This window comes from Streptomyces sp. LUP30 (assembly GCF_001746365.1).
Lineage (GTDB): Bacteria > Actinomycetota > Actinomycetes > Streptomycetales > Streptomycetaceae > Streptomyces.
In genome coordinates this window covers 61,854-84,033 of the sequence record NZ_MJAJ01000010.1, presented here as the reverse complement: position 1 = coordinate 84,033, position 22,180 = coordinate 61,854, and the positions used below count along the sequence as shown (strand labels likewise).

Annotated in this window: 18 protein-coding genes and 1 pseudogene; 9 read left to right on the top strand and 10 right to left on the bottom strand. The window is 72.6% G+C overall.

Features of this window, described 5'->3' with window-relative positions; all coding sequences use genetic code 11:
• The first annotated feature begins 12 nt into the window (after positions 1–12).
• A complete protein-coding gene (locus tag BG482_RS11590) occupies positions 13–2,124 on the top strand; it encodes a SpoIIE family protein phosphatase (RefSeq protein WP_069768878.1) in 2,112 nt (703 codons plus the stop codon).
• A 61-nt stretch (positions 2,125–2,185) separates the two neighbouring features.
• The gene (locus tag BG482_RS11585; protein WP_069768877.1) at positions 2,186–3,049 is read left to right on the top strand and encodes an Fpg/Nei family DNA glycosylase; all 864 of its coding nucleotides are present in this window, start codon (positions 2,186–2,188) and stop codon (positions 3,047–3,049) included.
• On the opposite strand, the gene BG482_RS11580 is transcribed toward BG482_RS11585, so the two are convergent.
• From BG482_RS11580 to BG482_RS11560, 5 genes are all read right to left on the bottom strand, one after another.
• Positions 3,050–4,957: a caspase family protein gene (locus BG482_RS11580; protein ID WP_069768876.1), complete on the bottom strand. Its 1,908-nt coding sequence runs from the start codon at positions 4,955–4,957 to the stop codon at positions 3,050–3,052. It lies immediately after the preceding gene.
• Entirely contained in the window at positions 4,954–5,346 is a 393-nt protein-coding gene (locus tag BG482_RS11575) for a hypothetical protein (protein ID WP_079141749.1), read from the bottom strand. The genes BG482_RS11580 and BG482_RS11575 overlap by 4 nt, the downstream gene beginning before the upstream one ends.
• Positions 5,347–5,553: 207 nt before the next feature.
• Entirely contained in the window at positions 5,554–6,216 is a 663-nt protein-coding gene (locus BG482_RS11570; RefSeq protein WP_069768875.1) for a zf-HC2 domain-containing protein, read from the bottom strand.
• Positions 6,217–6,357: 141 nt separating this feature from the next.
• Positions 6,358–6,870: a hypothetical protein gene (locus tag BG482_RS11565; RefSeq protein WP_069768874.1), complete on the bottom strand. Its 513-nt coding sequence runs from the start codon at positions 6,868–6,870 to the stop codon at positions 6,358–6,360.
• A gap of 136 nt (positions 6,871–7,006) precedes the next feature.
• Positions 7,007–7,555 (bottom strand): sigma-70 family RNA polymerase sigma factor, encoded by a 549-nt coding sequence (locus BG482_RS11560; protein ID WP_069768873.1) that lies wholly within the window; start codon positions 7,553–7,555, stop codon positions 7,007–7,009.
• A 222-nt stretch (positions 7,556–7,777) separates the two neighbouring features.
• Between BG482_RS11560 and BG482_RS11555 the strand changes: the two genes are divergently transcribed.
• Positions 7,778–8,932: a CapA family protein gene (locus BG482_RS11555; protein ID WP_069768872.1), complete on the top strand. Its 1,155-nt coding sequence runs from the start codon at positions 7,778–7,780 to the stop codon at positions 8,930–8,932.
• 39 nt (positions 8,933–8,971) lie between these two features.
• On the opposite strand, the gene BG482_RS11550 is transcribed toward BG482_RS11555, so the two are convergent.
• Positions 8,972–9,445 carry a universal stress protein gene (locus tag BG482_RS11550; RefSeq protein ID WP_069768871.1) on the bottom strand — a complete coding sequence of 158 codons (474 nt, stop codon included), beginning with the start codon at positions 9,443–9,445 and terminating at the stop codon, positions 8,972–8,974.
• Between the two features lie 87 nt (positions 9,446–9,532).
• Between BG482_RS11550 and lysX the strand changes: the two genes are divergently transcribed.
• A complete protein-coding gene (gene lysX, locus BG482_RS11545; RefSeq protein ID WP_176741354.1) occupies positions 9,533–12,814 on the top strand; it encodes a bifunctional lysylphosphatidylglycerol synthetase/lysine--tRNA ligase LysX in 3,282 nt (1,093 codons plus the stop codon).
• 113 nt (positions 12,815–12,927) lie between these two features.
• Entirely contained in the window at positions 12,928–13,767 is an 840-nt protein-coding gene (locus tag BG482_RS11540; protein ID WP_069768870.1) for a polysaccharide deacetylase family protein, read from the top strand.
• 33 nt (positions 13,768–13,800) lie between these two features.
• On the opposite strand, the gene BG482_RS11535 is transcribed toward BG482_RS11540, so the two are convergent.
• Complete coding sequence (locus BG482_RS11535; protein WP_069768869.1) at positions 13,801–14,472, bottom strand: class F sortase; 672 nt, start codon at positions 14,470–14,472, stop codon at positions 13,801–13,803.
• Positions 14,473–14,805: 333 nt separating this feature from the next.
• Between BG482_RS11535 and BG482_RS11530 the strand changes: the two genes are divergently transcribed.
• Complete coding sequence (locus BG482_RS11530) at positions 14,806–15,312, top strand: hypothetical protein (protein WP_069768868.1); 507 nt, start codon at positions 14,806–14,808, stop codon at positions 15,310–15,312.
• A 97-nt stretch (positions 15,313–15,409) separates the two neighbouring features.
• On the opposite strand, the gene BG482_RS11525 is transcribed toward BG482_RS11530, so the two are convergent.
• The 3 genes from BG482_RS11525 to BG482_RS45110 all read right to left on the bottom strand — a co-directional run bounded on the left by BG482_RS11525 (position 15,410) and on the right by BG482_RS45110 (position 17,102).
• Positions 15,410–15,949, bottom strand: coding sequence for a hypothetical protein (locus tag BG482_RS11525; protein WP_069768867.1), 540 nt, complete (start codon positions 15,947–15,949; stop codon positions 15,410–15,412).
• Positions 15,950–16,187: 238 nt separating this feature from the next.
• Positions 16,188–16,952 carry a DUF4239 domain-containing protein gene (locus BG482_RS11520; RefSeq protein WP_079141748.1) on the bottom strand — a complete coding sequence of 255 codons (765 nt, stop codon included), beginning with the start codon at positions 16,950–16,952 and terminating at the stop codon, positions 16,188–16,190.
• Positions 16,953–16,973: 21 nt separating this feature from the next.
• Positions 16,974–17,102, bottom strand: coding sequence for a hypothetical protein (locus BG482_RS45110; RefSeq protein ID WP_256096334.1), 129 nt, complete (start codon positions 17,100–17,102; stop codon positions 16,974–16,976).
• An 822-nt stretch (positions 17,103–17,924) separates the two neighbouring features.
• Between BG482_RS45110 and BG482_RS11515 the strand changes: the two genes are divergently transcribed.
• The 3 genes and pseudogenes from BG482_RS11515 (at position 17,925) to BG482_RS11505 (ending at position 22,180) form a co-directional block, all read left to right on the top strand.
• Positions 17,925–18,908 carry an SCO0930 family lipoprotein gene (locus BG482_RS11515; protein WP_069768865.1) on the top strand — a complete coding sequence of 328 codons (984 nt, stop codon included), beginning with the start codon at positions 17,925–17,927 and terminating at the stop codon, positions 18,906–18,908.
• Between the two features lie 327 nt (positions 18,909–19,235).
• Positions 19,236–20,048, top strand: a complete 813-nt coding sequence (locus BG482_RS11510; protein ID WP_069768864.1) for an SAM-dependent methyltransferase — start codon at positions 19,236–19,238, stop codon at positions 20,046–20,048.
• Positions 20,045–22,180, top strand: a pseudogene (locus tag BG482_RS11505) (putative bifunctional diguanylate cyclase/phosphodiesterase). The gene BG482_RS11510 and the pseudogene BG482_RS11505 overlap by 4 nt, the downstream one beginning before the upstream one ends.

The following is a 22,180-nucleotide window of genomic DNA, read 5'->3' as shown; positions in this document are numbered from 1 at the left end:
CAAGGTGGCCCCATGGCTGATCGGGGAGCGAGTGCCCTGCCACTCCCGGACGACTGGCCCGCCCACCCGGATCCGATCCTGGCGCTCAACCGCATGGGCAGTTTCGACTGGGACCTGGACTCGGGGCTGTTCCACATGGACGCCCGAGCCCACGAGATCTTCGACGTTCGTCCCGACGAATACGACGGCGATCCGGCCTCGCTCGGCGTGCGGGTCCCGCCGAACGAGGCCATCCGGCTGGACGCACTGGTCGCCCAGGCGATCAAGGACGGCAGCGAGAACTACGGCGCCTACTTCCGCCTGCGGCTGCGCAGCGGGGACCTGCGCTGGACCCACACCCAGGGTTACATCCGACGCGACCGGACCGGCCGTCCGCGCCGCATCGTCGGCATCGTGCGCGACGCGACCGACGAAATCGGCGACCTCGCCGCGCGCCGGGACGAGAACACCCTGGACGACGCGCGCCGCGAGCAGACCAACGTCGTCCAGCTCACCACCGCGGCCCTGGCGCACGCCCGTACCGTGCAGGACGTCATCGACGTCCTCAAGGACACCCAGGGCCTCACCCACCTCGGCGCCACCAGCCTGGTCATGGGGCTCGTCGAGGCCGGCCGCATTCGGCTGATCGCCGAGGGGCCCGAAGGCAGCTTCGTGCCCGGCACCCTCGTCACCCGGATCGACGAGCCCTATCCGATGAGCGAGGTCGTGCGCACGCTCACCCCCCGCTTCATCGAGTCGCCGGACGAGTTCGCCCGCGGCTACCCCGTGCTGTGGCCGCATCTGACCGACCTCAGGATCACCTCGGCGGCCTATCTGCCGCTCATCGTGCAGGCCCGCCCGATCGGCGCCATGGGCCTGCTCTACAGCGACCGGCGCGGCTTCACGCCCGAGGAGCGCAACATCCTCGTCGCCCTGGGCAGCAGCATCGCGCAGAGCCTGCAACGGGCCATGTTCTACGAGCAGGAGAAGGACATCGCCCAGGGCCTCCAGCAGGCCATGCTGCCGCGCACCATCCCCAGCGTGCCCGGCGCCGACGTCGCCGTCCGCTACCGGGCCGCCACCATCGGCGGCTCCCTCGGCCGCGACATCGGCGGCGACTGGTACGACCTGATCCCGCTGCCCGGCGGCAGCCCCTCCGGGGGCGGCCGCGTCGGCGCCGTCATCGGCGACGTCCAGGGCCACGACACGCACGCGGCCGCGGTCATGGGCCAGCTGCGCATCGTGCTCAGGGCCTACGCGGCCGAAGGGCACACCCCGGCCACCGTGATGGCCCGCGCATCGGTCTTCCTGCACGAACTCGACACCGACCGCTTCGCCACCTGTCTGTACGCGGAGGTCGACCTGGCCACCGGGGTCGTCCAGGTGGTGCGCGCCGGGCACATCGACCCCCTGCTGCGCGACCCCGACGGCGCCTGCCGACGCGTCGCGGTGCCCGGCGGGCTGCCGCTGGGGCTGTCCGCCGAGTTCGGCAGTCTGGAGTACCCGGTCGGCACCATCGAGCTCGACCCCGGCCACACGCTTCTGCTGTGCACCGACGGGCTCGTCGAGCAACCGGGCGCCGACCTCGACGACGGCATGCTCGCCCTCGCCGCGTTCATCTCGGCCGGCCCCGGTGACGTGCGCAAACTCGCCGACCAGCTCATCGACGTCGCCGAGGAGCGGGGCGGGGACGACGACGTGGCCCTGCTCCTGCTGCGCCGGCGCGGCCCGGACGGCGCCCAGGCCGGCAACCGGCTCCAGCAGCATGTGGCGCCCGGCGATCCGGAGGCGCTCGCCGAGGCCCGGCACATGATCCGCGCCGCCGTGCGCGCATGGGGCGCCCGCGACCGCTCCGACGAGATCGAGCTGGTCGCGGACGAGCTGATCACCAACGCGCTCATGCACACCGAGGGCGCGGCGATCGTCACGCTGCGGGCGCTCACCGGCGGCGAACGCCGGCTGCGCGTCGAGGTGGAGGACTCCTCCAGCGCCCTGCCGCGCCGCCGTGAGGCGGGCGAGTCGGGCGTCTCCGGGCGGGGCCTGATGCTGGTGGACCTGCTCGCCGACGGCTGGGGTGTGGAGGCGCGTGGCGGCGGCAAGTGCGTGTGGTGCGAGTTCGCGGTGCCGCCTCCGGGGCGCTTCTGACCACCGCCACGCCACGCACGCACCGCGAGGCGATGTCCGTACCGGGTGGCACTCTTGACGTATGCCGGAACTTCCCGAGGTCGAAGCGCTCAAGGACTTCCTGGCCGAGCAGGCCGTGGGCCACGAGATCGTGCGGGTGCTGCCCGTCGCGATCAGCGTGCTGAAGACGTACGACCCGCCCGTCACCGCCCTGGAGGGCCGACCGATCACCGCCGTGCGCCGGCACGGCAAGTTCCTCGACCTGGCGACCGGCGACGGCCCGCATCTGGTCGCCCACCTCGCCCGCGCCGGCTGGCTGCACTGGAAGGACCGCCTCCCCGACGGCCCGCCCCGCCCCGGCAAGGGTCCGCTGGCCCTGCGGGTCGCCCTGGAGACGGGGGAGGGCTTCGACCTGACCGAGGCCGGCACCCAGAAGCGGCTCGCGGTGTACGTGGTGCGCGACCCCCAGCAGGTCCCGGGCATCGCCCGTCTCGGACCCGATCCCCTCGCCGACGACTTCGACGAGGGGCGCTTCGCCGCGCTCCTCGCCGGCGAGCGGCGCCGGCTCAAGGGCGCCCTGCGCGACCAGAGCCTGATCGCGGGCGTGGGCAACGCCTACAGCGACGAGATCCTGCACGTGGCGAGGATGTCCCCGTTCAAACTGGCGTCCTCCCTGACCCCGGAGGAGACCCACACCCTGTACGAGGCCCTGCGCACCACGCTCACCGAGGCCGTCGAACGCTCGCGGGGACTGGCGGCGGGTCGTCTGAAGGCCGAGAAGAAGAGCGGTCTGCGTGTCCACGGCCGCACCGGCGAGCCCTGTCCGGTCTGCGGCGACACCATCAGGGAGGTGTCGTTCAGCGATTCCTCGCTCCAGTACTGCCCCACCTGCCAGACGGGTGGCAAGCCGCTGGCGGACCGGAGGATGTCGCGGCTGCTGAAGTAGTCACCAGTGCGGGGCGGTGATCATGTAGGCCACCAGCGTGAGCACGGCCAGGACGAGGGCCGGGACCGCCAGGCCTTTCGCGACCGAGGTCATGCTCCGCGTGCCGTTGGCCGCCGCGCTCGCGTGGCGTTCCCGTCGTCTCTCCAGGTCATGCCGTGCGAGCGCACCGGCCGCCAGGGCCACCGCGGCGGTGATCACGGCCACGGTCAGCAGCGGCAGCGCTCCCTGCTCGTGGATGTTGTCCTCGACGTTGCCCGTCGGTCCGTCGCCGCCCCGGTCCAGGGCGGCCACCACGACCGCCCGGATGCCGAGGATCACCGTGACGACGGCGGTGGCGGCGAGGGCGAGAGCGGCGCCGGCGAGTGCGGCTGGGCGGCGGGCCGCGAGCGGAGTACGGCCCGTGGTCTGCGCCGGGTCCGACTCCTGCGTCTCCTCCGTCCTGTCCTGCCCCCCGCTCCCGTGCTCCGTGCTCTTCGCGTGCGGGCCCGTGCGGTCCGGGTCCGCCCTGTCATCGGGCGGGCGGACTCCGCTCGTCGACGCAGACGTGTCGTCCTCATGGGGATCCGAGGGGGCGACGACCACGGTGTCCGGGTCGTGCACGGACCCGTTCGCGGGTCCGGCGCTGGTGTCCGGTGGCTGGGTGTCGAGCGAGGGACCCACCACCGCCTCGACGTGGACCACCGCCTCGTCGGCCACGCCCTTCAGGGCGATGTCACCGGACAGGTGTCCCTCGGCGGTCGTGTCGACGCGGACCGTGAAGCCGTTCGCGGTCGGCTCGACCCGCAGCCACGACTGTGCGGGCTGGGCCACGCAGTGCCGGGCCAGCGGCGGGCCGTTCATGCACACGGACCTCTCCTGGAGAGGCGAGCCCTTGGGCACCAGACCGAAGTCCAGAAGATCCGGCGAGGGCGCCAGCCGGATGTCGCGCAGGGCGCGGCACGCCTCGTCGGCTATCTGCCGGATGTCGTTGCGCGCGACGTCCTCCAGAGCCTGGCGCGCCCCCTCCGCCAGGGGCAAGGACTCGTTCTGCAGGCGGGAGCGCAACTCCAGCACCGCGCCCTGGCGGGTGAAGGCGTTGTCGCTGTTGACGGCGGCGAGCAGGGAGGGCGGCGATGGAATGGCGGCGATCTTGATGCGGCCGCGCCTGCTGTGCGCCAGCTGCAGCTCTCCCTGCATCTCCACCGTCTTGCTCGGTGTCTGGTTGGGGTTCTGCTCCTGCACGTGCTCGTAGACGTAGTCGTACAGGTCGTCCAGGGACACCTCGCCGTCCGCGTCGAGGTCGGCCTCGCCGGTCGCCAGGCCCTCGACGACGGCGTGGGTGAATACCGAGGGCCGGGGGGCGGAGTTCTCGGCGAGCGCGTCGCCCTCGAAGGCGAACTCCATGGAGTTCGACGCCGTGATGACGGCCCAACCCCGTCCGCCGGGCGGCCTGTCCCTCGTGAAGGACTCCAGGACGTTGACGTCTCCGGTGGCGCGCACCGACGGCGATCCCCGGGAGAAGGCGCCTCCGTAGCAGCAGTCGAGGAACAGGACGGTCCGGCCGGCCCGGGTACGGGACATGCACCCGCGGACGAACTGGGCGGGGATCGCCGTGGCGTCCAGCAGCCGGGGCTCGGTGTCGCTGGCGGCGAAGTACAGCTCGCCGGACTCGCTCTTGAGGCCGTGGCAGGAGAAGTGCAGCAGCAGGGTGTCGTCACGGCGCCGGTCGCTGAAGAAGCCCTGGACGCGCCTGCGCATGGCGTCGGCCGGCGCGTTGCGCAGGACGTCCACGTCGAAGTCGCCGATCTGCGGATCGTGCAGCACCCCGGCGAGGGCGGCGGCGTCCTGGGCGGGCGCCTTGAGCTGTTTGAGGCCCTGGTCGGCGTAGCGGTCGTTGGCGATGATCAGCGCGTGTCTGTCGTTCGTCATGACTGGGCTCCGGCCGCGGTGTGACGCTGGAGGAACATGTCGAAGGCCTGGGTCACCTGCTCCTCGGTCGCCTCGGAGATCTCCAGTACGTCGTCGTCCAGGGACAGGTGCAGCGAGGGCCGGGATTCCCGGCAGCGGCCGCGCCACTCGCGGATCGCGTCCAGGACCTGCCTCAGCCCCGTGACCGTGCTGCCCAGCGTCACCAGCAGTGCCCCGACGGCGGCGACGTCCACGACCCGTGCGCCGGGCGGGGGCTCCTCGCCGGGCACGGACGTCACGTCGTCCACGTCGAGTCGCAGCAGTTCCTCGCGCAGATAGCCGGTCAGTTCCGCGATGTCCTCGGCGTCCGCGCCGTCCTCGGCCACGAGGATCTGCAGGGTCTTCTCCACCGGGCGGCCCCTTTCGGTCGTACCGCAGGGGCGGCGCGGAGTCGGACGGTCGGTGGCTCCGCGTCCGCGTCTACGACAATTTTCCGCCGCCCGCCGCACGGTCGCAAATCACGTGCACCGCCACAGAGGTGGGCGGGCGGACGCCCGAAGCCGACCGCGTCGAACCGCACCCGACGGGGGAGTGCGCGTGCCCGCCGCGGTGCGACGTCAGTGGGCTTCGAGCGTCACCAGGTGCTCGCCGGCCGCCGTGCGCAGCTCGTAGGCGACGATCTCGTCGGGATGCCAGGCGGCCGCGCCCTGCACGGTGTTGGGGCGGGCGTCGTGCCGGGGCACGGTCCAGCTGGTGACGGTCTGCTCGGAGCCGTCGGCGCCGATGGCGATCAGGCGGCAGGAGCGAGGACCGGCCCCGTCCTTGACCTGCAGCTCCACATGGCTGCCCCACGTCTCGTCCTCGGTGGTGACCTGCGCCCACACGCCGGACTTCTCGTCCGTGGCGGTGACCCGCACGGCGTCCGTACCGCCGCCGCTGCCGCCGCCCGCCGCCATGGCGAGCACGGGAGCGGCGAGGGCGACGACGACCGAGGCGGCCACCGCGTACAGCACTCGCCGGCGGACGGCCCGGTGCCGGACCGCCACCTCGGCGAGCAGCCGGTCCAGCAGCCGCGGGCCGGGGCCGGCGAAGGGGTGCACGGTGCGCGGGGTGGCGCGCCGGTAGAGCATCATCTGACGTGCGGTGGGGCCGAACTCGGTGACCTGCGCCGCACACTGAGGACACTCCATGAGGTGGTCCTCGAAGCGGAAGGCTTCCGCTTCGTCCAGCACGCCGAGCGCGTACGCGCCGACGTCGCGATGCCTTTCCAGGGACCTCATGCCGAAACCTCGTGCCGTTGAGTGCCAGTGGGGTTACTCCTTGCTCCCACCGGTACGCACCCGGCCGCCGAATCACTCAAGCCGCGTACCGAATCGTGACCCGGATATTCGGAGCGGTCGGCCTCGCGGATTGGTGCGAATCTAAAAAAGATGAATCGCCAGATGCCCGAGGGGCAGTCCGAGCTGCCAGGCGGGCGTCCAGACCTTCGGTCCCTCGTCCTCGCCGAGCGGGGAACCGCCCGGCACCGCGTTGAGATCGGGCGCGAGCAGCTCGGTCTCCTCCAGCCAGCGCCAGGCCGCGGCCGCCAGTTCGAGATCGGGTGAAGGGCCTTCCAACTGGGCGGCCTCGGCTCTCAGTTGAGACATACGTTCGTCGACCCAGTCCTGCCACGGCTGGTCGTACGCCGTGAGCGAAAGCCAGGTCTCCAACTGGGTGACGACCCGGATCCCGGACAGCTCCCCGTCGGTGTCGGACAGGAAGATCGTCAGCGCCAGGGCGTCGCGCCCGGCGCGGAACTCGAAGGACGTCGGCGGCATCAGATCGCCCGTCCGCAGCAGTTCGTCGGCGATGTACTCGGCGTACAACCAGGCCATGGGGACGGTGAGTTCACCACCGCCGGTGCCGTCCGTGCTCTGGTGTCCTCGGTGCAGCATCCCTTCCTGCCTTCCTCCGGTGCTTGCGCGTCGCCCGTTGCCGGGACCCCAGTCCGCAACACGGATAAGGACACCCGATTACCCAAAGGGGGTCCACGGCAAGGCGCTTTACGGAGGCTTGACCCGATCGTCGGTTTCAGTGCAGGTCGGCCGCGTATCCCGGAAGCACCCGGCGCAGGGCGCGCAGCGCGTAGAACGCGCGCGACTTCACGGTACCGGGCGGAATTCCGAGGGCGTCGGCGGCCTCCGCCACACTCGCCCCTCGGAAATACACCAGCACCAGGACTTCACGGTGTTCCGGAGTGAGTGTCTTCACAGCCTCGCGGACGTCGAGGGCTGCGGCCGCCCGCTCGGCGTGGTCGGCGCAGACGGGCGCGTTCTCCAGGACGGCGTCCCCGACCTCGGGCGGCCGCGCCTGCCGGGCCCGTCGCGCGTCGATCGCCAGCCGGCGGCCCACGGTGAGCAGCCAGGGCCGTACGGAGTCGAAGGCGTCGGCGCGCAGGGCCTCGGGATGCTGCCAGGCGCGCACCAGCGTCTCCTGGACCAGGTCCTCGGCGCGCTGGCGGTCGCCGTCGCACAGGCGCAGCAGCAGTGCGAACAGCGGTCGGCCGTGTTCGCGCTGCAGGGCGGCCAGTTCGTGCTCGGCGGTCGTCGTCCTGGCGTTGAGGGCGGTTCCGGCGTTCATGGGCGTATGGCACCGCAAGGGGCGGGATCGGGACAGGGTGCGCACACGGCTCTGCGGCGGACGGTCGATCGCGTCGACGAACGGTCCGACGAACGGTCCGGGCTACGCCGATCGCGGGCATCGGCCCTGGACGAAGGGAGTGCCGGAGTGGTCCGGCGCCGTCGATGGATTAGTACTGATACGTGCGTAAATATGACAACCCATGTGAATCGGGGTGATCCGGTGCTCGCCCGCAGACACCAGGTGGCCCTGGCCCTGACGGCTCTGCTGACGTCGGCCGCCGCCTGCCAGGCCCACGACCATCGGTCGGCCGACCGGCCCGGACGCCCCGCGCCGCCCGCCGCCCGCGGCTTCAGCCTCGTGGCCTCCGGCGACATCCTCCCGCACGCCACGGTCATCGACCGCGCCCGCTTCGACGCCGGCGGCACGGGCTACGACTTCCGCCCCATGTTCGAGGGCGCCAAGCCCGTCGTCTCCGCCGCGGACCTGGCCCTGTGCCACCTGGACACGGTCTTCGGCGCGAACGGCGACCACCCCGGATCCCCCGCCTCCACGTCCCCGCCCGAGATCGCCGCGGCGCTCGCGGCCACCGGCTACGACGGCTGCTCCACCGCCTCCGGCCACAGCCTGGACGACGGCGCCGCCGGCGTCCAGCGCACCCTCGACGCGCTGGACGCCGCCGGCGTGCGCCACGCGGGCACCGCCCGCACCGAGGCCGAGGGCAACTCGATCACCCTCCTGCGGGCGGGCCCCGCGCACGTCGCCCACCTCGCCTACACCTACGACACCGGCGGCCACCCGCTGCCGCAGGGGCAGCCCTGGACCATCGGCCTCGTCGACCAGAACCGGATCCTCGCCGACGCCAAGGCCGCCCGGAAGGCGGGCGCCGACGTGGTCGTGGTCTCCCTGCACTGGGGCACCGAATGGCAGGAGGCCCCCGACGACCGCCAGCTCGCCCTCGCCCGCGCCCTCACCGCCTCCCGCACGGACGGCCGCCCCGACGTCGACCTGATCATCGGCACCCGCACCCACGTCCCCCAGGCCTACGAGAAGGTCGACGGCACCTGGGTGGTCTACGGCCTCGGCGACCAGATCGCGGGCGAGATGTTCAACAGCCAGGGCCTGCAGGACGCCCGCGGAGCCCAGTCCACCGTCGCCCGCTTCACCTTCGCCCGGCCCGCCCGGCCCGGCGGCCGCTGGGAGGTGCGCAGGGCCGAGTTCCTGCCCCAGATGTTCGACATCGACGCCGGCCGGGTGGTCGACGTCGACCGGGCCCTCGCCCAGGGCGCCGAAGTCGCGGGAGTGCGCGACCGGATCAGGAACGTCACCCTGAGCCGGGGAGCGGCCGGGTCCGGGCTGGTGACGGGGGAGCGGTGACCCCCGCGGGCGCCCGCAGGCGCGAGACCCGGGCGGGCGCTACGGCACCACGGTCACCGGCCATCGCCCCGCCTTCACCAGCCGCACCGCGACCGAGCCCACGATCCGGTGCCCGGCCTGTTCGGAGGCGCCCACCACCACCGCGTCCGCCTTCAGCTGGTCCGCGGCCTTCACCAGACCGCCGTAGGGATCGCCGCGGAACGTGTGGAACTCCCAGCGCACATCGAATATCCCCCGGGTCCGCTCGGTGGCCTCCCGGATCTGCGCGACCAGATCCTCCGCGATCGCGTCGGTCGTCTCCGCGACCGGAGCCCCGAGCGCCGCGCCCGCCGCCAGCACCGGCTGCACGTACACCACCGCGAGCAGAGCGTGCTGGCGGCGGGCCAGGCCGCCGGCGTAGGCCGCGGCGCGCAGCGAGGATTCGGAGCCGTCCACGCCGACGAGGACGACCTTGGGACCGTCCGTGCCCCGCTCGAACTGGTGGGCCGGCTGCTGCGAGTGCTGTTCCGTCACGGCCAGAGGCTATCGGAGGCCCCGGGTCCGGTCCGTGCGCGGGCCGCTCGACGGGCGGCCGGCCCCAGGTGTTCCTACAGTCGAGACATGAGTGCCCCCGTGGAGACCGCCGCGGCCGAGGGCGCCGCGGACCCGCCACGGCGGCCCGCGAGCCGCTTCCTCAGCCGGGTGCCCGAAGGCTTCGCGACGTTCTTCGGCGCCCTCGCCCTCCTCTGCGTCCTGCTGGCCCTGGTTCCGCCGCTGCGCCGTCTGCTGCGTCCCGTCGTCCGCTTCCTCGACCTGCTCATCGTCCCGGTCAGCGCCAACCTCGCCTACGCGGTCTTCCTGCTGCTGCTGGCCGCGGCCACCGCCGCCCGCAAGAAGGTCGCCTGGTGGCTGGTCGTCGTCTACCTCGGGCTGCTCGTCCTCACCGACGTCCTCGGCGTCGCCGTCGGCCTCTACGCACAGTCCGTCCCCTCACTGGTCGTCTGCGGGCTGGCGCTGGGGGTCCTGGTCGTCGCCCGGGGGGAGTTCTACGCCGCCTCCCGCCGCGCGGCCCTGCGGCGGGCACTCGCCGTCCTGCTCGTCGGGCTCGTCCTGGCGATGCTCGCCGGCTGGGGCCTGGTCGAGCTCTTCCCGGGCACCCTCCCGGCCGGGCAGCATCTCGCCTGGGCCGCCAACCGGGTCCTGGGCGGCCTGGTCTCCGCGGCCTCCTTCGACGGCCGTCCGCCGCACGCCCTGTACTTCCTGCTCGGCCTCTTCGGCGCCCTCGCCCTCCTCAACGCGGCCGCCGTCCTCTTCCGCTCCCAGCGCTTGGAGGCGGCCCTGCACGGCGACGAGGAGCCCCGTATCCGCGCCCTGTTGAAGGCCTACGGCGGCCAGGACTCCCTGGGCTACTTCGCCACCCGGCGCGACAAGGCCGTCGTCTTCTCGCCCAGTGGCAAGGCCGCCGTCACCTACCGCGTCGAGGCCGGCGTCTGCCTGGCCAGCGGCGACCCCGTCGGCGACCGCGAGGCCTGGCCGCACGCCATCGCCGCCTGGCTGGACGCGGCCCGCCGCTACGCCTGGGCGCCCGCCGTCATGGGCGCCTCCGAGGACGGCGCCAAGGCCTTCGCCCGGGCCGGCCTGGGGGCCCTGCAACTCGGCGACGAGGCCATCGTGCACATCGCCTCCTTCGACCTCGGCGGCCGCGAGATGCGGGTCACCCGGCAGGCCGTGAACCGGGTGCGCCGCACCGGCGCCACCTGCCGGGTCCGCCGCCACTCCGCCCTCACCGAACAGGAGATGGAGGAGGTCGTCGACCGCGCCGACGCCTGGCGCGACACCGAGACCGAACGCGGCTTCTCCATGGCCCTGGACCGGCTCGGCGACCCCGCCGACGGCGACTGCCTCCTCGTGGAGGCCCTCGACGAGGACGGCCGGCTGCTCGCCCTGCTCTCCTTCGTCCCGTGGGGCGCCGACGGCATCTCCCTGGACCTGATGCGCCGTGACCGCTCCGCCCCCAACGGCGTCATGGAGTTCATGGTCGCCGACCTGTGCGCCGCCGCCCCCAAGCTCGGCGTGCGCCGGATCTCGCTGAACTTCGCCGTCTTCCGCTCGGCCTTCGAGGAGGGCGCCCGCATCGGCGCCGGACCGGTCCTGCGCCTGTGGCGGCGCCTGCTGCTGTTCTTCTCCAAATGGTGGCAGCTGGAGGCCCTCTACCGGTCCAACGCCAAGTACCGGCCGCAGTGGTACCCCCGCTTCCTCTGCTACGCCGACGCCGGCTCCCTGGCCCGGGTGGGCCTCGCCTCCGGCATCGCCGAGGGCTTCGTCTCGGTGCCCTCCCTGCGCAAGCTGTGGGGCAGACGGCGACCCACGGGCGGGCCCCGCCCCGCCACCACCGAGGGCCTGCCGCCGACCGCGGCACTCGGCCTCGACGGAGGGGACGAGGCCGGACCCGCCGGGCCGGACGCGGACCTGCCCGAGCAGGTCCGCGTCCGGTACCGCACCCTCGACCGGCTGCGCGCCGCCGGCGCCGACCCGTACCCGGTCGGCGTCCCGCCGCGCACCCACGCCCTCGCCGACGTGCGCGCCGGCGACACGGTCACCGTCGCGGGCCGCGTCATGCGCGTCCGCGACTTCGGCGGCATCGTCTTCGTGACGCTGCGCGACTGGTCCGGCGACCACCAGCTCGCCCTGACCCGCGACCCCCTCGGCCGGGACGCCCTCGACTCCTTCCGGGCCGACACCGACCTCGGCGACCACCTCTGCGCGACCGGCACGGCCGGCGCCAGCGACCAGGGCGAGCCCACCGTCTTCGTCGCCTCCTGGCAGCTCACCGCCAAATGCCTGCGCCCCCTGCCCGACAAGCGCCGCGGCCTCACCGACCCCGAGGCCAAGGTCCGCATGCGCTACCTCGACCTGGTCTCCAGCCCCGCCGCCCGCGAAGTGATCAGGGCCCGCTCCAGCGCCGTGCAGGCCCTGCGCCGGGGACTGCTGGAGCGGGGCTACCTGGAGGTCGAGACGCCGATGCTCCAGCAGATCCACGGCGGGGCCAACGCCCGGCCCTTCACCACCCACATCAACGCCTACGACCTCGACCTCTATCTGCGCATCGCGCCCGAGCTCTACCTGAAGCGGCTGTGCGTCGGCGGCCTGGAGAAGGTCTTCGAGATGGGCCGCACCTTCCGCAACGAGGGCGTCTCCTACAAGCACAACCCCGAGTTCACGATGCTGGAGGCGTACCAGGCCTACGCCGACTACGACGAGATGCTCCACCTGGCCCGCGAACTGATCCAGGGCGCGGCCACGGCCGCCTTCGGCTCACCGGTCGCCCGCAAGGACGGCCGGGAGTACGACATCTCGGGACACTGGCCGGTCAAGACCGTCTACGGCGCGATCTCCGAGGCGCTCGGCGAGGAGATCGACGCCGACTCCCACCTGACGGTCCTGCACCGGCACTGCGACCGCGCCGGCGTCCCTTACACCCCCGACGACGGCCGCGGCGACGTCGTCCTGGAGATGTACGAACGGCTCGTCGAGGAGAAGACCCGGCTGCCCACCTTCTACAAGGACTTCCCCACGGACGTCTCCCCGCTCACCCGGCAGCACCGCGTCGACCCGCGCCTCGCCGAACGCTGGGACCTCGTCGCCTTCGGCACCGAACTCGGCACCGCCTACTCCGAGTTGACCGACCCTGTCGAGCAGCGCCGCAGGCTGACCGAGCAGTCCCTGCTGGCCGCGGGCGGCGACCCCGAGGCGATGGAGCTCGACGAGGACTTCCTCGACGCCCTCGAGTACGCGATGCCCCCGACCGGCGGCCTCGGCATCGGCGTCGACCGCCTGGTCATGTTCCTCACCGGCCTCACGATCCGCGAGACGCTGCCGTTCCCGCTGGTCCGCCACCGCTGACGCCCGTCGGAGCCTTCCCGGCGTGATCGCGACTGCGCCGGGCGGGTGGAATCGTGCCGCCGGAGCGGTGTCGATGGGGTGGGTCGAAGGCCCGCCGGGCGACTGATGACTGCATGAAGAAGGAGCAGTTGTTCACGCGCCGCCGGGCGTTGCTCGCCGGCGCCGCCGCAGTCGCAGCGGCCGGCACGGCCGGAGTGTTCGAGTGGGGCGAGGACGGCGAGCCGGTCAGGGCCGCCGCCCCCGCCGCGGGCGCCCCGGCGCGCAGCCTCCCGCTGAAACCCTCCGCCTACCGCCTCCGCCCCCTGACGGGCTACGGTCCCCCGCCCACCGCCCCCGGCCGCACCCCGGTGCGGCACGAGCCGCTGATGAGCATGACGGGCCGCGGCCGCACCATGGTGCTCACCTTCGACGACGGCCCCGACCCCCGCTACACCCCCCGCATCCTCGACACGCTGGCCGAGTACGACGTGCACGCGATGTTCTTCGTGTGCGGGGAGATGGCCGTCGACAACCAGGATCTGCTGGCGCGGATGGCGGACGAGGGCCACATCGTCGGCAACCACACCTGGTCGCACCCCCTGCTGACGCGTCTCACCCGCCGTCAGATCCACTCCGAGATGTCCCGCACCAGCGACGTCATCGAGGAGGGGTACGGGGAGCGGCCCCGGTGGTTCCGGGCCCCCTACGGCGCCTGGAACCGCGCCGCCTTCCAGTTCGGCTCCGAGATGGGCATGGAGCCGCTCGCCTGGACGGTCGACACCCTCGACTGGACCACCCCGGGCGCCGGCGTCATCGTCGACCGGGTGGAGAAGGGGGCCGCCCCCGGCGTCGTGGTGCTCTCGCACGACGCCGGGGGCGACCGCTCGCAGAGTGTGCGGGCGTTGCGCGGCTATCTGCCGCATCTCCTGGACTCCGGCTACCACATCACCGTGCCCCGGCGGCAGTACACCTGACCCCGCGCCCCGCCCGCCCGGTCCCGGCGCCGTTCAGCGGACCTCGACCAGGCGGGCGAAGGCGACGACGTTCCCGTCGTATCCGTTCGCCTTGGAGAAACCGCCGCCGCAGGTGATGACCCGCAGTTCGGGAGATCCCTTGGAGGCGTACACGCGGTCGCCGGGGAAATTGCTTTTCTCGAAGACCTCGATGCCGTAGATCTCGAACACGGCGGTCTTCCCGTCTTTCCGGGAAACCTCGACGCGGTTTCCCTTCTTCAGCGCCCCGAGCCCGTAGAACACGGCGGGGCCGAGTTTGTTGTCGACATGGCCGACGACGACCGCCGTGCCCTTCTCGCCCGGCGAGACGCCGCCGGTGAACCAGCCGGCCAGGTTCGGGTCCTCCGGCGGCGGCGCGCCGACCCAGCCGTCCGCGTCCAGGCCGACCGCCATGACCGGCGCGTCCACCCGGATGGCCGGGATCCGCACCCGGTCCGGCTCGGCGTAGGGCAGCGGGGTCGGGGCCCGGCCGAGGACGCCGGCGGCGGTGCGGCCGTCCGCGGCCGCCGCGGCGGCCGGCTGCGGCGGGCCGACGTCGAACTCGCCGGACCCGTTGCGGATCAGCGCGAGTCCCGTCAGCAGAACAAGCGCTATCACGCCCCAAGGGGCGCGCTTCTTCTGCCTCTCCTCTTCTTCCGCCGCCTCGGACAGCTCGTACGCAGACATTCGCCATCCCCTTTCGACGCGGCCGTCGCCACGTCCTTTCGCGCATACGAGAACGCTAAGTCCCAGGGCGCGAACCGGCGACGGGGCGGCGGCGAACGGGTGGCCCGGGTACCGTGCGGTGCGCCATCCGAGTTGACGACGCGAGGAATTTTCTGACGGTCCGTGACCTGCGGCTATATCCGATTGCGTGCATTCCGCCCGGCGTGTCCTCTCACCAGGACGGACCATTCCCGAAATGCGGGCGCGCGCACGGCATCTGAGGGTCTGTTCGGGAGGTGCTTTCTCGCCGACATGCCGGGGACGGGCCCCGGGGCGCCTTCCGCGGAGGAACACATGTCCACCACTCGCGTCCTGGCCGCCTCGGCGGTCTCCGCCGCCGCGGTCGCCGCCCTCGGACTCGCCGCCCCCGTCGCCGTCGCACGCGACGGCATGGGCGCCCACCCGAGCAACATCGTCGTCCTGCCCAGCGTCATCGCGCGCGGCGGCCAGCTCACCGTCACCGTCGACGGCTGCCCCGGCGGCGGATTCATGACCTCGCCCGCGTTCGCGCAGGCCCCCCTGACGCCGATCAACGGCGCCAACCAGACCGCCAAGGGCACGGCGACCGTCAACGCCAACGCCCGGCCCGGCGCCTACGACGTCACCGTCAACTGCTCCGGAAGGACCCTGACCCGTCCGGCCGCCTTCACCGTCATCGGCGGTGTCCGCGGCGGCCTCGGCGGCAGCGTCGGCACCGGCGCGACCCCGACCGACATGGCCATCGGCGGCGGGCTCGTCGCCGCTGCCGTGGTGGGCGGCGGTCTGTTCTGGATGCGGCGCCGCGCCGAGCGCCGCATCTGACGTCCGTCCCCTTCGAAGTCCGCACGTGAGACAGGGCTTCGCCCCGGTCCCTGCCGGGATCCGGGGCGAAGCCCTGCGCACGACGCGGCACGGGCCGTCAGCCGCCGTCCTCCGCGCCGCGACGCCGCGCGAAGCGGTACGCGACGGCCATGGAACCCGCGATGAGCGCGGCGCCCAGCCCGATCTCCCGGAGGTCGAACCCCGCGACGCTGCCGCCCTCGCCGGCGTGCACGCCCCGCGGGACGGGGTAGGGCGCCGGGGTGACGTCGGCCGGGCGACCGCCGGCGATCGTCAGCTCCTTGATCGCGCTGACGCCGCCGCAGGTGAACGTCACCCGGTACGACGCGCCCGGTCTGGCGTCCCGGTCGACCATGGTCACCGCCGACGTCGACCCCCTGGGGATGACGACCGTGTCGAACACTCCCGAGGACACCGTCACGGAGTTCCTGCAGCCGCTGACGTTGCGGTCCACGTGGACGGCGACCTCACCGCCCGCGGCGACGGTCGAGGGCAGCAGGCTGTAGCCGTTGGACATGACGTAGTGGCCGTCGTCGTCGCTCGCGACGGCGGCCGATGCGGAGAAGGCCAGGGCGGTGGCGCCCAGGAGTGCGGCCGAAGCGACGCGTATCGCGCGCATGGTGGATCCTCCGGTCCCCGAGGAGCAACTTGCGGACCTTTTCCGCTTACGTCATCGATGCACCTCGATGTCCGAAACGCTAGGAACATGTGTGCGCGTCCGCGATCGCTGTAGCGCGAATGGGGCACGCCTGTCGGCCGCTCAGGGGAAACGGTTGCTGCGGCCGGGGGACGGCGGCGGCGTGGCGGCCGTCCCCTCGGTGCGGAAACGAGAGCGAACGGACCCCGGCCCGAGGGGCTCAGCCCCTGATGCCGGGGAACAGGTTGAGGAACGGCTCCGCCGACGCGGTGACGCCCCGGCTGTAGGGGGCGTCGAAGTCCCAGATCAGGAAGAGCAGAAACGCGATCAGGGCGGAGAACAGGCCGGCCAGGACCAGTTCGCGGGGCGTGCGCCGGATCTGCAGCGCGAAGACCATGCCGATGGTGATGACGGCTCCCGCCAGCAGCCCGAACCACACCACGCCCGGCATGGTCGCCCCGGTGGAGTCGGCGCGGGCGTGACGCGCCTGGTCGGCCGCCGCCATCTGGTCGAGCAGCGGCTGGTAGGCCTGCGCCTGGAAGTCGGACGCCGGCTGGTAGTCGGTGACGTCCACCCGGACCTTCTGGAGCAGCGCGTCACCGCGCGGGGTGACCTCGCCGTCGTCGGCCATCTTCTTCCACTCGACGTCGACGACGTGGCCGACGTAGGCGTTGACATCCGCCCGGATGCGGTCACGGACGTCGGGCGGATAGACCCGCACCCGCTCCGAGATCTCGTGCAGCGCCTGGGCCTCCGCCTGGACGTGGTCCTGGGCGACGCTGCGCGCCTCCCATACGCCCGCGATGGCCAGACCCAGGACGATGGCATAGACCACGCCGATCCACATCGTCATGTACTCGATGACGTCAGGGGTCTCGGAGGGGTCCTCGTCCTCGGGCGCCCTGCGGTGCCGTACGAGGGTGACGACGACCACCACCGCGCAGGCGGCGAGCATCGCGAGGGTGAGAACAAGCCATTCCGGCAAGAGATGCCTCCTGGATCGGCGTTAGCGCGGCCGCAGCGCGGCGACGGCGATCACCGCGGGCACGGTGATGAGCAGGACGTAGGTGACCGGCGACTGGCCACCGCCGACCGACCGCTGATGCGGCGAGGAGTGATACGCCGGATAGCTCACCGGGCGCGCGGAGGGGCGGGGGGCCGGCCGGGGTTTCGGCGCGGGAGGCGGCGGTGCCGGGGCGGGGACGACGACCGGTCGCGCAGGAGGAGGCGCGGGCCGGGGCGGTGCGGGCGCCGGGCGCGGCGCGGGGCGCGGCTTCGGCGCCGGCGGCCTGGGCTCGGGGGGCGGCTTCGGGGTCGGGCTGGGGGAGGGCGTCGGCTTCGGGGGCGGCGACGGCGTGGGGGTGGGAGTCGGCTCGGGCGGTGGCTTCGGCTTCGGCGGCTCGGGCGTAGGGGTGGGCGTCGGCTGCGGGCACACCGGGGACGTCGGCCACCCGTGGCCGCCCGCCACCGCCACCGCCTCGGTGCCGTCCGGCCCCGTCGAGGCGTATGCGCACGCGTCGGCCGTGGCCACCCCGGCCGGCGCGGCCGCGAGGATCCAGGCCACGGTCACCAGGGCCAACGCCCTGGTGAGGAGAGCGGATCGGATCGGTTCGGGTCCATGCACGACGGAGATCATGCGGCTTCGCGCACGGCTGTGTGCCCATGCCCGGCGGGGATTGCCCCGAACGGGGGAAGTTCTGGTTCGCGGGTTTGCCGGTCGGTGCGTTCGCGCATCCGGCCGACCGTGCGCGTGTGCGACCGGGCAGGACCTTCACGCGCGGCTCTCGGGGCCCTCGCGGACGCCTTCGGGGCGGTCCGTTGCGCCCCCGGCGCAGGTCACGGAAAAGAATTTCGCGCCGTGTTTGAACACAACCACCGCCCCGGTGCGTACTCAGGTCCGTGCGGCGGCGCAGCAGGGCGCTGCAACACCCTTGTGACGATCGGGGAGTTGTTGACGATGAAGACCACCTGGCGGAGCGCCTCACTCGCGGCGGGCACGGTGGCCGTGCTGGCGCTGACGGCGGCGTGCGGATCGGAAAGCGGCACGTCGGCGTCCAGCCAGAACGTGGGAGCCACGGCTCCGGCGGGTGGCATCGCGGGCGTCGGCAGCGGATACGGCGCTGCGGGCGCCTCTGCGAGCCCCAGCGCCCCCGGCGGTGTCGGCGCGGGCACCGGAACCGGAGCGCAGGCGACGGGCGCCGGCGAGCTGGCCGTCTCCGCGAACGGCGAACTCGGCAAGATCCTCACCGACGGCGCCGGAAAGACCCTCTACCGATTCGACGCGGACACGGCCGAACCGCCGAAGTCGAACTGCGACGGCGACTGCGCGACCGCCTGGCCGCCGGTGTCCGCGGACGACGTCAGCGCCGGTGACGGCATCGACAAGTCGCTGCTCGGCGAGATCACCCGTTCCGACGGCACCAAGCAGCTCACCGTGGGCGGCTGGCCCGCCTACTACTACGCCAAGGACGCCAACGCGGGCGACACCAGCGGCCAGGGCGTGGGCAACAAGTGGTTCGCGCTGACGCCCGAGGGCAAGAAGGCCAAGTCGGGTGGCGGATCCGACGCCGCCCTTGCGGGCCTGTCCGTGCGCAAGGACCCCAACCTCGGCGAGATCGTCGTCGACAAGAACGGCATGACGGTCTACCGCTTCCTCAAGGACAAGGCGTGGCCCAAGCCGGTGTCCAACTGCAACGGCGCCTGCCTGCAGAAGTGGCCGGTCGTCGCGCCGGTCGAGGCCAACGACACCAAGGGCGTGCAGAAGAAGGGCCTGATGAGCTTCACCCGCGGTGACGGCGTCAGGCAGCAGACCGTCAACTGCTCGCCGATCTACACCTTCGCCGGCGACAAGGCCCCCGGTGACATCAACGGCCAGGGCGTGGGCGGCACGTGGTACGCCGTCGCACCCGACGGCAAGCTGGTCGGAGCGCCGGCGCAGTAGAGATCGCCTCCCCAGGGCCGATCCCGCGACTGCCCCTCGCGCACGACCACAGGTCCGCCCCCTCCGCGCCGCACGGAGGGGGCGGACCGCTGTGTTTGTCCCGGCGCCGTGTCGTGTGCGTAGACTTTCGCCGCCCTGGGGGCCGCTGCGGAGACTCTCCGGAGCGCCTCGGGCACTTTTCGTAGCCCCGCGAGGGGTCGTCGATTCGGCACGTGCCGCAGGCAGTGACCGGGAACGGACGGTCAATTTCCGTTTCCACTCGCCCGTTTGGCGGGCGATCAGTAGCCTCAGCTCGAACACCGGATCGCCTACGCCTTGGAGAGATAGATGGAGCGTCCCGCCTGGGCCCCTCGGAGCATCGACATCTCGGTGCCGAGCGTCTCGCGGATCTACGACTACTACCTGGGCGGCTCGCACAACTTCGAGGTGGACCGGGAAGCGGCCCGCAAGGCGATGGAGTTCCTGCCGGGACTCCCGAAGATCAGCCAGGCGAACCGGGCGTTCATGCGCCGTGCCGTGCGCTACGCGGTGGCCGAGGGCGTCACCCAGTTCCTCGACATCGGCTCCGGCATCCCCACCTTCGGCAGCGCGCACGAGGTCGCCCAGGCGGCGATCCCCGGAGCGCGCGTGGTCTACGTCGACCACGACCCGGTGGCCGTGGCGCACAGCGAGGCGGTGCTGGCGGACAACGACGACGCCGACGTCGTGGCCGCCGATCTGCGCAAGCCGCAGGAGATCCTGCACAGCCCCCAGGTCGCGCGGCTCATCGACCTGGACCGGCCGGTGGCGTTGCTGCTGGTCGCCGTCCTCCACTTCGTGGAGGACGCGGATGACCCGTACGCGGCGGTGGCCGAGCTGGGCGCGGCGCTCGCGCCGGGCAGTCTCCTCGTGCTCACGCATGCCTCGTACGAGGGAATCCCGATTCCGACGGAGCGGGCCGAAGGCGCGGTCGACGTGTACAAGGAAATCCGCAATCCGCTGATCATGCGCTCTCGGGACGAGATCGGGCGGTTCTTCGAGGGGTACGACATGGTGGAACCGGGACTGGTGCCCATGCCGCGCTGGCGGCCGGACACGGCGCCGGAGGACGAGGACCCGTGGGCCCTCTCGGGTTTCGCCGGAGTGGGGCGTACGTCGTGACCGCGGAGCCGGACGGGCCGGAGGACAGACTGCGGCGGTTCGCGACGATCTGGAGCCGGGCCGTGTACCCGGTGACCTCGACGTCGTTGACCCGGCCCGAACTGGAGGAACGGCTGCTGCCGTTGGCGCGGCGGCTGCGCGGGGCGCTGCTGGCGCGGGGCTTCGACGCCGAGACCGGCAAGGAAGTCGGCGCGGCCCTGGTCGACGCGCACTGCACGGACCCCGACGCGCTCAGCCACTCCCTCGACTGCGTCGACGCCTACCTGGTGCTGTACTGCGGCGAGGACGGTCCCCAGGAGGGGCTGCGCGTCCGCGCCTCGCGACTCCAGCACGCCATGGCGGCGGGCTTCGCGCGGGCCCTGCGCGAGCGCACGCTCGCCGAACAGGAGGCCATCTCCCAGGCCGCGTTGCGCGCCCAGGGCGTCGTCGCCCAGGCGCTGCACGCGAGCGAGGCGCGCTTCCGGGCGGTCTTCGAGGGCGCGGCGATAGGGATCGGCATCGCCGACCTCGACGGCAACGTCCTGCAGATCAACGGGGCGTTGCTGCGCATGTTCGGCGGCTCCGAGCAGACCCTGCGGGGCCGCAGGGTCCAGGACCTCACCCATCCCGAGGACGCGCCCCAGACCTGGAAGCTCTACGACGAACTCGTCCGCGGCGAACGCGAGCACTACCACACGGAGAAGGCGTTCAGCCGGCCCGACGGAACGGTCCTGTGGACCAACCTGACGGTCTCCCTGCTGCGGGACGCCGACGGCGAACCGCAGTACACGCTGGCCCTGATGGAGGACACCACCGAGCGCCGGCTGCTCAACCTGAGGCTGCGGTACGAGGCCACCCATGACGCGCTCACCGGCCTGCCCAACCGCACGCTGTTCTTCGAGCGCCTGGAGAAGGTGCTCGGCGCCGGCGAGGGCAAGCGCTTCGGGCTGTGCTACCTCGACCTGGACGGCTTCAAGACCATCAATGACAGCCTCGGTCACGCTGCCGGGGACCGGCTGCTCGTCGAGGTCGCGGACCGGCTGCAGTCGTGCGCGACCGCACCCGGTGAGATGGTCGCCCGGCTCGGCGGCGACGAGTTCGTCGCGCTGACCACCGGCCCCGACACCCGCCACGAGGTCGACGAACTCGCCGCGCGCATCATGAACGTCCTGGTCGCCCCGGTGAGCATCGACGGCCGGGAGCTGACCGTGCGCGGCAGCATCGGCATCGTCGAGGGCCCGGCGGGGGAGCGCAGCGCGGCCGAGGTGCTGCGCAGCGCCGACATCACCATGTACCGGGCCAAGTCGGCGGGCGGCAACCGCTTCGAGCTCGCCGACCCGGAGGCGGACGCCCGGGCGATCACCCGGCACGGACTGACCACGGCGCTTCCGGCGGCCCTCGAACGCGGTGAGTTCTTCATCGAGTACCAGCCGCTGGTGCACCTCGGCGACGGCAGTGTGCGCGGCGCCGAGGCCCTGGTCCGCTGGCTGCACCCCCAGCACGGGGTGCTCGGCCCCGACCGCTTCATCCCGCTCGCCGAGCACACCGGGCTGATCGTGCCGCTGGGCCGCTGGGTCATGGAGGAGTCCGTCCGTCAGGCCGGCGAGTGGCGTGAGCGCACCGGCGACACCGACCCGCTGCGCATCAACGTCAACCTCTCCCCGTGCTAGCTCACCCATCCCGGCCTGGTGCAGGACACCGTCGACATCCTCGAACGCGCGGGCGTGCGGCCGGAGGCCCTGTGCCTGGAGGTGACGGAGTCGGCGTTGATCGGCGCCGACGACGACCTGCTCAAGCCACTGCGCCGGCTCGCCGAGATGGGCGTCGACATCGCCCTGGACGACTTCGGGACCGGCTACTCCAACCTGGCCAACCTGCGCCGGCTCCCGGTGAGCGTCCTCAAGCTGGACCGCTCCTTCACGCAGGGCATGCAGCAGTTCCCCGCGGACCCGGTCGACCTCAAGATCGTCGAGGGGATCGTCTCGCTCGCCCACAGTCTGGACCTCGCGGTCACGGTGGAGGGCGTGGAGACCGGCGCGCAGGCGGAGCAGCTGCGGATACTGGGCTGCGACACCGCCCAGGGCTGGTACTACGCCCGCCCGGGCCCGCCGGACCGGCTCCACGAACTGGCCCTGGTGGACGCGACGGGCTGA